10 protein-coding genes are annotated in these 14115 nt (G+C 47.5%); 9 read left to right on the top strand and 1 reads right to left on the bottom strand.

What is annotated here, in order from left to right; translation table 11 throughout:
• Positions 1-123: 123 nt before the first annotated feature.
• From dnaE to H7F26_RS21620, 7 genes are all read left to right on the top strand, one after another.
• Positions 124-3468, top strand: a complete 3345-nt coding sequence (dnaE, locus tag H7F26_RS21650; RefSeq protein WP_017474655.1) for a DNA polymerase III subunit alpha — start codon at positions 124-126, stop codon at positions 3466-3468.
• Between the two features lie 142 nt (positions 3469-3610).
• Positions 3611-4846 (top strand): NADP-dependent malic enzyme, encoded by a 1236-nt coding sequence (locus H7F26_RS21645; RefSeq protein ID WP_003184340.1) that lies wholly within the window; start codon positions 3611-3613, stop codon positions 4844-4846.
• Between the two features lie 360 nt (positions 4847-5206).
• Complete coding sequence (gene accD, locus H7F26_RS21640) at positions 5207-6082, top strand: acetyl-CoA carboxylase, carboxyltransferase subunit beta (protein WP_003184337.1); 876 nt, start codon at positions 5207-5209, stop codon at positions 6080-6082.
• Positions 6067-7044: an acetyl-CoA carboxylase carboxyl transferase subunit alpha gene (accA, locus tag H7F26_RS21635; RefSeq protein WP_003184335.1), complete on the top strand. Its 978-nt coding sequence runs from the start codon at positions 6067-6069 to the stop codon at positions 7042-7044. Before accD ends, accA begins: the two co-directional genes overlap by 16 nt.
• A 242-nt stretch (positions 7045-7286) precedes the next feature.
• Positions 7287-8246 (top strand): 6-phosphofructokinase, encoded by a 960-nt coding sequence (pfkA, locus tag H7F26_RS21630; protein ID WP_003184332.1) that lies wholly within the window; start codon positions 7287-7289, stop codon positions 8244-8246.
• Positions 8247-8270: 24 nt separating this feature from the next.
• Positions 8271-10028, top strand: a complete 1758-nt coding sequence (gene pyk / locus H7F26_RS21625; protein ID WP_003184329.1) for a pyruvate kinase — start codon at positions 8271-8273, stop codon at positions 10026-10028.
• Between the two features lie 312 nt (positions 10029-10340).
• Entirely contained in the window at positions 10341-10727 is a 387-nt protein-coding gene (locus tag H7F26_RS21620; protein WP_003184327.1) for an FxsA family protein, read from the top strand.
• Positions 10728-10769: 42 nt separating this feature from the next.
• Here H7F26_RS21620 and ytvI read toward each other — a convergent pair whose 3' ends face one another.
• A complete protein-coding gene (ytvI, locus tag H7F26_RS21615) occupies positions 10770-11885 on the bottom strand; it encodes a sporulation integral membrane protein YtvI (RefSeq protein ID WP_003184324.1) in 1116 nt (371 codons plus the stop codon).
• Positions 11886-11986: 101 nt separating this feature from the next.
• Between ytvI and H7F26_RS21610 the strand changes: the two genes are divergently transcribed.
• Together H7F26_RS21610 and citZ are read left to right on the top strand one after the other, a co-directional pair.
• Positions 11987-12451 carry a DUF441 domain-containing protein gene (locus tag H7F26_RS21610; protein WP_003184322.1) on the top strand — a complete coding sequence of 155 codons (465 nt, stop codon included), beginning with the start codon at positions 11987-11989 and terminating at the stop codon, positions 12449-12451.
• A gap of 422 nt (positions 12452-12873) precedes the next feature.
• The gene (gene citZ / locus H7F26_RS21605) at positions 12874-13992 is read left to right on the top strand and encodes a citrate synthase (RefSeq protein ID WP_003184320.1); all 1119 of its coding nucleotides are present in this window, start codon (positions 12874-12876) and stop codon (positions 13990-13992) included.
• Positions 13993-14115: the final 123 nt, after the last annotated feature.

Here is a 14115-nt window from a genome sequence, read left to right as displayed (position 1 = left end):
TATCACACTATATGGATAAAGAAAGACAAGTATGATTGTTGATCAAAGAAAGAACATTTGTTTCTCATTCGATCCCATCATATAATGAAAAGAGACGGCTCGAAAAAGGAAGGGGTGACAGAAATGCCTTTTGTTCACCTGCAAGTACATAGCGGTTACAGCTTATTAAACAGCGCCGCTTCCGTAGAGGATCTCACGGCCAAAGCCAAAGAGCTGGGCTACAGCGCAATGGCGCTGACGGATGACGAGGTCATGTACGGGGCGGTGGAATTTTATAAATCATGCAAAAAACGCGGCATCAAGCCGATTATCGGGCTGACGGCTTCTGTTTTAACAGATGAAAAAGAGCAGCTATCATATCCGCTCGTTCTTTTGGCGAAAACAAACAAAGGCTATCAAAACCTGCTGAAAATCAGCAGCGTGTTGCAGTCAAAATCAAAAACCGGCATCAAGGAAAAATGGCTCAAAAGCTATCATGAAGGCCTCATCGCGCTGACAACGGGCGGGACAAGCCATGTTGAAGCGCTGTTGAAAGAAGGGCTGATCGAAGAGGCGAAGGACGCTGCCCTCCGCTGCCTTTCGATCTTTGGAGAGGGCAGCTTCTATTTGTCGTATCAGCCGTACAAGGGAGACCCGCTTCTTTCTGAACGCATTTTAGAGCTAAGCGAACATACGGGAATTCCGATTGCCGCAACCGGCGATGTACGCTACATCGAAAAGGAGGACGCGGCAGCTTACACGTGTTTAAAAGCGATTAAAGCGGGCGAGAAGCTGAACGAAGACATGAAGGCCGAAGGAGATCTGCATCTTGAGCTCAAGCCGCCCGCTGAAATGCTGGACATTTACAGAGATCGTCCGGACGCGTTGGAGAATACAGTCAAAATCGCGGACCGATGCCAGGTGGACCTGAGCCTTGGCCAGACGCGCCTGCCGAAATATCCGGCGCCTTCCGGCAAGAATGCCGACGATTATTTGGCCGAGCTTTGCTTTCTCGGACTGAAAAAACGGTTCGAAGCCGCTCCGAAGGAGTATGTCGAGCGGCTTAAGTATGAGCTGAAAGTGATTCGCGACATGGCTTTCAGCGACTATTTTTTGATCGTCTGGGATTTCATGAAGTTCGCCCACGATAACGGCATTATCACAGGGCCGGGGCGCGGATCGGCGGCCGGTTCTCTCGTCGCTTATACGCTGTTTATCACAGATGTCGATCCGCTTAAGCACAAATTGCTGTTTGAACGGTTTTTAAATCCGGAGCGCATCAGCATGCCCGATATCGATATCGATTTTCCCGATACGAGAAGGGATGAAGTTATTCAGTACGTGAAAAATAAGTACGGGGCACTGCACGTAGCACAAATAACCACGTTCGGTACATTGGCCGCAAAAGCGGCGCTCCGAGACGTCGGCAGGGTGATGGGCATCAGTCCGAAAGAAGCCGACCAGCTGGCGAAGCTGATTCCCTCCAAACCCGGAGTGACGCTGAAAGAGGCGAGAGCACTTTCACCTGAACTTGACAAGCGCCTAAACGGCTCAAAAAAGCTTCAGGACATATTTAAAACGGCGCAGAAAATCGAAGGGCTTCCCCGGCATACGTCCATTCATGCGGCTGGCGTCGTATTGAGCGAGGAGCCGCTGACGAATATCATACCGGTACAGGAAGGTCATGGCGGCGTATATTTAACGCAATATTCGATGGGCTATCTCGAAGACTTGGGACTTTTGAAAATGGATTTTCTCGGCTTGCGCAATTTAACGCTCATTGAATCGATCAAAACGCTGATCGAAAAAAGCGAGCGGGTCACTATCGATTTCTCGGCGATTCCCTATGATGATGAACAGACGTTTAAGCTGCTGGCTGAAGGAGATACGACAGGTATTTTCCAGCTCGAATCAGCCGGCATGAGAAACGTTTTAAAAAGGCTCAAGCCATCGAGCCTTGAAGATATTGTCGCCGTCAATGCCTTGTACCGCCCGGGCCCGATGGAAAACATCCCGCTGTATATCGAAAGGAAGCACGGACGGGTTCCTGTGTCTTATCCGCACGAGGATTTGGCCGATATCCTGAAAGATACGTACGGCGTGATCGTTTATCAGGAACAAATCATGATGATCGCATCCCGGATGGCGGGTTTCAGGCTTGGAGAAGCCGACCTTTTGCGAAGGGCGGTCGGCAAAAAAAACAAGGAAATTCTCGATACAGAGAGAAATCATTTTATTAGTGGATGTTTGAAAAAAGGATATTCCGTACAGGCGGCTAATGAAGTATACGATCTGATTGTGAAATTCGCCAATTACGGTTTTAACCGGAGCCATGCCGTTGCATACAGCATGATCGGCTACCAGCTCGCTTATTTAAAAGCGCATTATCCCCTCTACTTTATGTGCGGCCTCTTGACGAGTGCGATCGGAAATGAGGAAAAGCTTGCTCAGTACATCTATGAAGCAAAAGGGAAAGGGCTGAATGTTCTAGGTCCTTCCATCAATAAGAGCGGCTATCCGTTTTTCGTGGAAAACGGGGCGCTGCGCTACAGTTTAAGAGCTGTTAAAGGCGTCGGGATAGCGGCTGTAAAAGAGATCTACAGAGCCAGAAAAGAAAAGCCGTTCGCAGATTTGTTTGATTTTTGTGTGAGGACTTCTGTGAAAAGCGTAAATCGGAAAACGATTGAAGCCTTAATTTTTGCCGGAGCAATGGATGAATTCGGTGAAAACCGGGCTACTTTGCTCGCTTCTGTCGATGTCGCGCTGGAGCATGCCGAATTGTTTGCAGGAGACAATGATCAGCTAGGCTTCTTTCTCGATGAAGGCTTGACAATCAAGCCGAAGTACGCCGAGACGGAGGAAATGCCGCTCGTCGACCTGCTGGCACACGAGAAGGAAACGCTTGGCATTTACTTTTCTGACCATCCGCTGAGCGTCCACCGCAAGAAACTGGACCGTGCAGGTGCGCTGCCGATTATTCAGCTGCTCGCCTCCGGCCGCAAAAAAGCGGCTCTGGGCGGACTTTTGACGAGGATGAAGACGATCCGCACAAAAACGGGACAGACGATGGCTTTTCTGGAGCTGAGCGATGAAAGCGGGGAAATGGAGGCGGTTGTTTTTCCTGAACAGTTCAGGCAGCTTTCCCCGATCCTGGAAGAAGGCGTATCGCTTTTTGCAGAAGGACGCCTTGAGACAAGGAATGAAAAACGCCAGCTGATTATTTCCGGGGCATCGCTCGTCGAATCGCTTCATGCGAAAAAGCAGCCGTCCGTCTATATTAAAGTGGAGGAAAGCCAGCACACCCACGATATTTTCAAGAAGATCAGCAGCATCCTGCTTGAACACAAAGGGGAAACGCCGGTCTGCGTCTATTATGAAAAACGGAAGCAGACGATGCAGCTGCCGGAAAGCTATAATATCAAGGCTGATCACGCTGCTCTATACAGGCTTAAAAGCGTTGTAGGTGAGAAAAATGTCGTGCTCAGATAGCAGGTATCCTGAGCATTTTTGATCAAAAATGCGGTCAGTTGTGTTATCATTTTTAAGATTCTGGGGTTCGTCTTACAAGAATCTTAAGCAGAAAACGAAGCAAAGTTTTTGGCAAAATTCCCTTGAAGGAGTGTTTGTTAACATGTCATTGAAAGAAAAAGCACTGCATATGCACAAAGTAAACCAGGGCAAATTGGAATCAAAATCAAAAGTGCAGGTTCGCAATGCGGACGATTTAAGCCTTGCATATTCTCCGGGTGTGGCTGAACCCTGCAAAGCGATTTACGATGATAACAGCAAAGTATATGATTATACAATGAAGGGAAACATGGTAGCAGTCGTCTCGGACGGAACGGCTGTGCTCGGCCTCGGCAATATCGGCCCTGAAGCCGCCCTCCCTGTGATGGAAGGAAAAGCGGTTCTTTTCAAAAGCTTTGCCGGTGTGGACGCTTTCCCAATCTGTTTAAATACATCTGATGTCGATAAAATTGTTGAGACGGTCAAGCTGCTTGAGCCGACATTCGGCGGCGTCAACCTTGAAGACATTGCAGCTCCAAACTGTTTTGTCATTGAAGAACGCCTCAAAAAAGAAACGAAAATTCCGGTGTTTCACGATGACCAGCACGGTACAGCAATCGTAACGGTAGCCGGTCTCGTCAATGCGCTTAAGCTGTCCGGCAAAACGATGTCTTCCGTCAAAGTTGTGGCGAACGGCGCCGGCGCAGCGGGAATTGCCATCATTAAGCTTCTTTATCATTTCGGCGTGCGCGACATCATCATGTGCGACACGAAAGGCGCGATCTACGAAGGCCGTCCGAACGGCATGAACGCAGTTAAAGAAGAAGTCGCAAAATATACGAACAAAAACCGCATAGACGGTTCGCTCAAAGACGTGATCAAAGACGCCGATGTCTTTATCGGGGTTTCCGTCGAAGGCGCTCTGACAAAAGAAATGGTTGAAAGCATGGCTGACAAACCGATCATCTTCGCCATGGCGAATCCAAATCCTGAGATCATGCCTGCCGAAGCGCATGAAGCCGGAGCAAGCGTCGTTGGAACGGGACGCTCTGACTTCCCTAACCAAGTGAACAACGTTCTCGCTTTTCCTGGCATCTTCCGCGGGGCGCTCGACGTCCGCGCGACACATATCAACGAGGAGATGAAAATCGCCGCGGTTGAGGCGATCGCGTCACTCGTTTCCGACGAAGAGCTGAGACCTGAATATGTCATTCCGGCTCCGTTCGATCCAAGGGTCGCACCAGCTGTTGCCAAAGCGGTAGCCAAAGCCGCGATGGAAACAGGCGTTGCACGAATCGATGTCGATCCAGAAGAAGTCGCTGAAAAAACAAGAAAGCTTGCAGTGATTGAAGGGAAATAAAAGTCCATTTTTGATCAGCGCGTGATTGCTCTGGCCTAAAGAGCCGTCACGCGCTGTTTATCGAATATGATGTTCGGTTTTTCCTCTTATTGGGGACACTTGTAAGGAAATATTCGGGCTGTGAAAATTTTTTTCAAATCGCTTTTCCGGACTTTTGTATCCGCTCTCAAGGCTGATATATCAATTTGTCAGTCTCTAACCGCATAAAGTGCGATTCGGCTGTTTGCCGGTCAAAAATGTCGAATTGAGGATGACACCGTTTGACAAAAAAAGTACAATAGTTTCGGTATAGTGATGTTCTAGTCTATAAACAGGACAGGCATACATGAAGAAAACCCTTCAGAAAAGGGAGGTAATCTTTTGTTAAAAGATATATTCAGCAAAAAGAAAAAAAAATACGCTTCCGTTCCCGCGGAATCAGCGAAGCAAGATGTACCGGAAGGGATCATGACAAAGTGCCCGGATTGTAAAAAAATCATGCTCACAAAAGAGCTGGATAAAAATTTAAGGGTCTGCATGAATTGCGGTTACCATCTTCAAATGAACGCGAAGCAGCGTATAAAAAGCCTGCTGGACGATGGCTCCTTTGAAGAATTCAATCAGGATATGATGTCTGAAAACCCGCTGGAGTTCCCGGGATACCTTGAAAAATTGCAAAAAGACCGGGAAAAAACGTCGCTGAATGAAGCGGTTGTTACCGGGAAAGGGACGATTGACGGATCTCCGGCGGTCGTGGCCGTGATGGATTCATCTTTCAGAATGGGAAGCATGGGATCTGTCGTTGGCGAAAAAATTACGCTTGCAATCGAAAAGGCAAGAGAAGAAAAAGTACCTTTCATCATTTTTACCGCATCAGGCGGTGCAAGAATGCAGGAAGGCCTTCTCAGCTTGATGCAAATGGCTAAAACAAGCTCCGCTTTGAAGCTGTTCAGCGAAGAGCAGGGCTTGATCATTTCAGTGATGACGCATCCGACAACAGGCGGCGTATCCGCAAGCTTCGCATCCCTCGGCGATTACAACCTTGCCGAACCGGGCGCGCTGATCGGCTTTGCCGGAAGAAGAATTATCGAACAAACCATCCGTGAAGAACTGCCCGAGGATTTTCAGACTGCGGAATTTCTGTTAAAGCATGGCCAGCTTGATTCCGTCGTTCACAGAGCTGACATGAAAAAAACGCTCGGCAGCATTTTGAAAATGCACCAAACTGGAGGTGATCTCGAGTGGCTGGAGAATTAGAATTTGAAAAACCGGTGGTCGAACTGCGTGAAAAGATCTCCGAATTGAAAAAGTTCACACAGGATTCCGATATGGATTTGAGCTCTGAAATTACGAAGCTTGAAGCTCGTCTTGAAAGGCTTGAAGAAGACATTTATACAAATCTGAAAGCCTGGGACAGAGTCCAGATTGCAAGGCACCCGAACCGTCCGACAACGCTCGATTATATCGAACATCTCTTTACCGATTTTTTTGAATGCCACGGAGATCGTTATTTCGGTGATGATGAAGCAATTGTCGGCGGAATTGCCAAGTTCCGGGGTCTTCCTGTGACAGTAATCGGTCAGCAGCGCGGCAAGGATACAAAAGAAAACATCCGCCGCAATTTCGGAATGCCGCATCCTGAAGGCTACCGCAAAGCGCTCAGGCTGATGAAGCAGGCCGACAAATTTAACAGGCCGATCATCTGCTTTATTGATACAAAAGGAGCATACCCGGGCAAAGCAGCTGAAGAGCGGGGGCAAAGCGAAGCGATTGCCAAGAATCTTTTTGAAATGGCGGGACTCTCCGTGCCGGTCATCTCGATCGTCATCGGGGAAGGCGGCAGCGGGGGAGCGCTTGCGCTCGGCGTCGCAAACCGCTTATTGATGCTGGAAAACTCAACTTATTCGGTGATCTCTCCCGAGGGAGCTGCTGCTATCCTCTGGAAGGATTCAGGACTCGCGAAAAAAGCGGCAGAAACAATGAAAATCACCGCTCCGGACCTTAAAGAATTGGATATTATAGATCATGTTATAAAAGAAGTAAGAGGCGGAGCACACCGCGATGTGGAGCAGCAGGCTGCCTACATCGACGAAGCGCTGAAAGGCGAGCTTAAATCCCTGCTGAAACTGGATAAGAACGAGCTGATCCAACAAAGATATAACAAGTATAAGTCAATTGGAAAAATTTCGACTGAAAACCAATATGTTGGGATAAAATAAATAAACGTGAGGCCTTTGGCTCACGTTTATTTTTTATGGGTGAAGGTGAAAAGTGAAAGGATTGTGTCTGCCGCCCGCGATTTTTCAAAGAGTTTGCTTAAAATTTATTTAAAAACTTTTTGTTTAATTGTATAATGAGTAAGGTTTTATAGGGATTTTCGGAAAACTTTCATCCCTTTTTCATTGTTTTAGCGGCAATGAACGTGTTAAGGTAAATTATATATGTTTTCGAGGTGAAAAAGATGAAACGTATCGGAGTATTGACAAGCGGCGGAGATTCCCCGGGAATGAACGCGGCGGTCCGCGCGGTTGTCAGGAAAGCGATCTACCATGACGTAGAAGTATACGGAATTTACAACGGGTATTCAGGTTTAATCAGCGGAAAAATAGAAAAGCTTGAAATCGGTTCTGTCGGAGATATCATTCACCGCGGAGGAACGAAGCTATATACAGCAAGGTGTCCTGAGTTTAAAACGGTAGAAGGACGGGAAAAAGGAATAGCGAATTTAAAAAAATATGGTATAGAAGGATTAGTCGTCATTGGCGGCGACGGTTCTTATATGGGAGCCAAAAAGCTCACAGAACACGGTTTTCCTTGTGTGGGAGTGCCGGGAACGATCGACAATGACATCCCAGGCACAGATCTGACGATCGGATTCGATACGGCGCTAAATACCGTTATCGACGCCATCGATAAAATCAGGGATACAGCTACATCCCATGAACGTACATACGTGATTGAAGTAATGGGCCGCCATGCCGGGGACATTGCTTTATGGTCAGGTTTGGCCGGAGGCGCGGAATCCATTTTGATTCCTGAAGCCGACTACGATATGGAAGAAATTATTGCAAGGCTGAAAAGAGGGCATGAGCGCGGCAAGAAACACAGCATCATCATTGTGGCGGAAGGCGTCGGCAGCGGCGTTGAATTCGGAAAAAGAATTGAAGAAGCCACAAATCTCGAAACTAGAGTATCGGTGCTTGGACATATCCAGCGCGGCGGTTCCCCGACTGCAGCAGACCGCGTATTGGCAAGCCGTCTAGGGGCATTTGCGGTTGAACTGCTTCTTGAAGGAAAAGGCGGACGTTGTGTAGGAATTCAAAATAACCAGCTTGTGCATCATGATATCATTGAAATACTCGAGCAAAAACATACAATTGATCAAAGCATGTACCGCTTGTCTCAAGAACTGTCAATCTAGTGTAAAACCCGAGGAGGAAGCAATATGAGAAAGACTAAAATAGTTTGTACAATTGGACCGGCCAGCGAAAGTGTTGAAAAGCTCACCCAGCTGATGGAAGCCGGAATGAACGTGGCGCGCCTGAACTTTTCCCATGGAGATTTCGAAGAGCACGGCGCAAGAATTAAAAACATTCGTGAAGCAGCCGGCAAGCTGGGAAAAGATATCGGCATCCTTCTTGACACGAAAGGGCCTGAAATCCGCACGCACACAATGGAAAACGGTTCGATCGAACTGGCAGCGGGTTCTCAGCTGATCGTTTCAATGGACGAAGCCATCGGTACGCCTGATAAAATCTCAGTTACATATGATGGGTTGATTCACGATGTGTCAGTCGGTTCAACGATTTTGCTTGACGATGGATTGATCGGACTTGAAGTCACTGACATAAACAAGGACAAGCGTGAAATCGTCACGAAAGTGATGAACAGCGGAACGTTGAAAAACAAAAAAGGCGTGAATGTGCCGGGCGTCAGCGTCAATCTTCCGGGAATTACGGAAAAAGATGCAAACGACATCGTATTCGGCATCGAGCAGGGCGTTGATTTCATCGCGGCATCCTTTGTGCGCCGTCCGTCGGATGTCCTTGAAATCCGCGAACTTCTTGAAGAGCACAATGCGGCAGATATTCAAATCATTCCAAAAATCGAAAACCAGGAAGGCGTTGACAACATCGATGCCATTCTTGAAGTATCAGACGGTCTGATGGTTGCGCGTGGAGACCTGGGTGTAGAAATCCCTGCCGAAGAAGTGCCGCTCGTTCAAAAAGAACTGATCAAAAAATGCAATGCGCTTGGCAAGCCTGTCATCACGGCTACCCAAATGCTCGACAGCATGCAGCGCAATCCGCGTCCGACACGCGCGGAAGCGAGCGACGTTGCCAATGCGATCTTTGACGGAACTGACGCAATCATGCTTTCAGGTGAAACGGCAGCGGGAAATTATCCTGTTGAAGCCGTTCAGACGATGCACAATATCGCTTCCCGTTCAGAAGAAGCGCTCAACCATAAAAAAATCCTTTCCGCACGAAGCAAGCAAGTCAGCATGTCAATTACGGATGCGATCGGCCAATCTGTGGCGCATACGGCAATCAACCTTGATGTGAATGCCATCGTCACACCGACGGAAAGCGGCCATACGGCGAGAATGATTTCCAAATATCGCCCGCAGGCGCCGATTGTTGCAGTTACGGTAAACGATGCGGTGTCAAGAAAGCTGTCACTTGTGTTCGGCGTTTTCGCAACAAGCGGACAAAACCACAGCTCCACTGACGAAATGCTTGAAAAAGCGGTGCAAAAATCACTCGATACAGGCATCGTACGCCACGGCGACTTGATCGTTATCACGGCCGGAGCTGTCGGTGAAGCCGGTACAACAAACTTGATGAAAGTGTATGTTGTCGGAGACGTGGTCGCAAAAGGCCAGGGCATCGGACGCAAATCCGCATTTGGTGAAGTAGTCATCGCTCAAAACGCACAAGAAGCGGCCAAAAAAATGAAAGATGGCGCCGTTTTAGTTACAAAAAGCACGGATCGTGACATGATGGCATCCCTTGAAAAAGCGGCTGCGCTGATTACGGAAGAAGGCGGCTTAACAAGCCACGCGGCAGTCGTAGGCTTAAGCCTCGGCATCCCTGTCATCGTCGGAATGGAAAATGCGACTTCCATTCTGAAAGAGGGAGAAGACATCACGGTCGACTCCGCCCGCGGAGCTGTATACAAAGGACGTGCAAGCGTGCTTTAATCGCTTATTGAAGAAGAAGGGAAGCTTTCCCCTTCTTTTAGATTTATGACAAAATCCTAAAACGTTTTTCAGTTTTAGGATTTTGTCATCCTTCAATTCAGCGTGATTGAAAACCCTTGCAGTCTAGGAAGGCCGAGCATCGGAGCGGAGCGAATGTTGGAATTCGTGAGCACCGACGCGCAGGCCTGACAACGAATGCGAGAGTTTGACAACACGCTGGAAGAAGGGAAGCTTTCCCTTCTTTTTTTGCAGGCGGCACAAGCAAAATAGGGCGGCCGTTCGCTTCCAATTTAGAATTATGAGGTGAAAAAAATGAAGTTTTTCTTATTATTTCTCGTCATTTTTCCAGCGAGTGAAATCGGTCTGTTCCTCTTGTCCGCTAATTGGATCGGTGTGCTGCCGACCGTTTTGCTGATCATTTTGACGGGCTTTCTCGGGGCCGCTCTCGCCAAAAAACAAGGAATCGAAGTCTACTACAAAGTCCAGCGCGATCTTCAGTACGGAAAGATGCCTGGGGCCGCGATTTTGGACGGGCTTTGTATGTTCATAGGGGGCATGCTGCTTTTGCTGCCCGGTTTTTTATCGGATATCATCGGTTTACTGCTGCTGCTGCCGGCAACGCGCGGCCGTTTCAAACCATTTATCTCCCGCAAGCTGAAGAGAATGTCTGAAGGCAGGCGGATCAACATTATCAAATAACCCGAGATAAGCGGCAGCCCGCATGGAAAAGCAGGCTGCCGCTTATTTTTCATTTCCTTTAATAAACAGCCATATGTCTCTAAAAATACCTGTTGTAAAGAGAGCCTGAATAAGAACGAGAAGGGCGGGGCCCATGATCAATCCGAGAAAGCCAAACAATTTGAAACCGGCAAACAGCGCGATTAATGTTCCCAAAGGGTGAAGTCCGATTGACCGGCTTAAAATCTTCGGTTCGGCAAGCTGCCTGAAGACAAGTACGACGATGTACAGAATTCCAAGGCCGATCGCCAGCGGCAGCTGTTTGGCCGCTGCTAAATAGACAATCCACGGCACAAATACAGACCCTGTTCCCAAATACGGCAGCAGGTCGACCAGCCCGATCAGAAAAGCGATCGCCACAGCATGATTGACCTTCAACACGGAAAGCCCGATCAACACGAGCACCATCGTCATCGCCACAAGGGTAAGCTGGGCCTTCACAAAGCCTGCCAGTGCTCTTTTCAATTCTGCATAGACAGCCGCTGCACCCGAGATCAGACGATCAGGAAGAACAGACCGTGCCTTGTTTTGTATTTTATGCAGATCTTTGCTGATAAAAAAAGTGGCCAGGAGCGAAAAGATCAGCACGGCCGCCATATTCGGCAGAAAGGCGAAAAAAAGGGGCACCGTCTCAAGAATTTTTGAAAGCAATAAAGCCGTGCCTGAAGCAAGTTCACTGCCCAAATTTTGGACCTGTGTAATGATCGATTCCTGCTGGGCGGCTTCAAGGCCGTCAAAAAAAGCGGCCAGCTCATTATACAGCGGCATGATTTGATTCGTAAAAAACGATTCGATATAAAGAGCGGCTTTATTAAACTGGAGGGGAAGTATTTTAGCCAAATAGGCCGTTCCAGAGACGATCTCGGCAACGACCAGTGTCAAAAAGCCGGCTCCGGCGGTCAAAAAGCCGAACAGAACGATTCCGACATTGACGCCTCTCGGGAACCCGGTCAGCTTATCGAGCCATTCCACAAAAGGATTGATCATGATGGCGAGAATAAGCGCAATCACAAAAGGATAGGTTAACGGAAAAGAGTAGTAGCCGACCGCTCCGCAAACAGCGGTCAAAAACAGCACATACACTGCCCGAAGCGCAGCTGTGAGATAGGATTGGTTCAATTCTGCATCCTCCTGATATTAGAAAGCATGTCCTTATTTCATTTTATTCTTGAGTCCTGTTATTATGAGAAAGGTCATAAAAAAATGGAGTTGAATACAGCATGTTTACTCAAGCTAATTTATTTTTGATCCTGCTTTTGGCCATCGCTTTAATCGCGAAAAATCAGTCGTTGATCATCGCTGTATCCGTCCTGCTTTTGATCAAGCTGATCGGCCTCGATCAAAAGCTGTTTCCAGCCATCCAATCCAAAGGGATCAACTGGGGCGTTACCGTTATTACAATTGCGGTTCTTGTGCCGATCGCAACAGGAGAGATCGGCTTTAAACAGCTTGGCGAAGCGATGAAGTCATATTACGCATGGATTGCACTCGGAGCGGGCATTCTCGTAGCATTGATCGCCAAAAACGGGATCACATTGCTTGCAGAAGACCCGCATATCACGACCGCTCTTGTATTTGGAACGATTTTAGCGGTCGCTTTATTCAAAGGCGTTGCCGTCGGCCCGCTGATCGGTGCCGGGATTGCCTATCTTGTCATGCAGGCCGTCCAGCATTTCACATCTTAGAAATGTGCGCGGTCCCCCTGTTTCAGGGGGTTTTTTAGTTTGAAAAAAACTTTCGCTACTAAAAAAATTTCGGCCCCGTATTTTTTTAAAAAAACATAATTGAATATAAATAATACAGTTAAAACTACTAAGAATCTGTAAATAGAAGTAAGCTGGGCCAAAAAATAAGAAAAAAAAACTATAGTTAAACATTTAACAAATGTCTGATAATTGTTTATAATATAAATATGCTTAATCTTTATTAAGCATATCGGAGTATCGAACGGTATATAGAAACGCACGATTGTTTTATTTGAAAAACGATTTAATGTAAGCATTTTCTTTTTGGATTAAAGAAGATGTATACATCATGCGTTGTTTTTGCTCCTGGGTTTTGGTTTAATTTTAAAAGGGGAAATTTTTAAAAAAAGGGAGAGATGAGTATGACAGCAACACGCGGCCTTGAAGGGGTAGTCGCCACTACATCATCAGTAAGTTCAATTATTGATGATACTCTTACATATGTAGGGTATAACATCGATGATTTGACAGAAAAAGCTAGCTTTGAAGAAGTTGTTTATCTGCTTTGGCATTTAAAGCTGCCGAACAAAGAGGAGCTTGCCGAGCTTAAAAAACAGCTTTCTGAAAATGCCGGTATCCCCAAAGAAGTCATTGACCATTTCAAATCCTACCCGAATGGAAAAGTCCACCCGATGGCAGCTCTTCGGACAGCCGTTTCTTTACTCGGGCTGTTTGACGAAGAAGCAGATCAAATGGATGCGGAAGCAAACTACAGAAAAGCGGTGCGTCTCCAAGCGAAGATGCCTGCGCTTGTCGCTGCTTTTTCAAGAATCCGCAAAGGGCTTGAGCCGATTGAGCCGAATCCGGAACTCGGCTTTGCAGCCAACTTTCTCTACATGCTGAATGGAAAAGAACCTTCACCTGTCGAAGTGGAAGCGTTTGACAAAGCTTTGATCCTTCATGCGGATCATGAGCTGAACGCATCTACGTTCACAGCCAGAGTATGCGTCGCGACGCTTTCAGACGTTTACTCAGGGATAACGGCCGCAATCGGAGCCTTGAAAGGTCCGCTTCACGGCGGAGCAAACGAAGCAGTTATGAAAATGCTTTCAGAGATTGGCGAGGTTGAAAACGTAGATTCATATATTCACGCCAAGCTTGAAAAGAAAGAAAAGATCATGGGGTTCGGCCACCGCGTATACCGCCAGGGCGATCCCCGCGCAAAACATTTGAAGGAAATGAGCAGGCGTTTGACGAATTTAACGGGTGAAAGCAAATGGTATGAGATTTCAGAGCGGACTGAGGAAATCGTCACGTCTCAGAAAAAGCTGCCGCCAAACGTAGACTTTTATTCTGCGTCGGTTTATCATAGCTTAGGAATCGACCATGATCTGTTTACGCCGATTTTTGCGATCAGCAGGGTATCAGGCTGGCTCGCTCACATTCTTGAACAGTATGAAAATAACCGCCTGATTCGTCCGCGGGCTGACTACACCGGCCCTGACATGCAGACGTTCATTCCGATTGAAGAAAGAAGCTGACCGTTTGAAAAGAGGCTGCTCGAGCTTCGTTCGGCCGGCCTCTCAACGGCTTTTCTATGGAAGCAATGAATTAATGAATCTATGAAAAAACATGTTTGTCCCCCGCCAAACGGGGGAAACAAA

Source organism: Bacillus sp. PAMC28748, assembly GCF_014250415.1.
Lineage (GTDB): Bacteria > Bacillota > Bacilli > Bacillales > Bacillaceae > Bacillus > Bacillus licheniformis.
The sequence above is the reverse complement of the archived record's forward strand: the minus strand, read 5'-3'. Positions and strand labels throughout refer to the sequence as shown.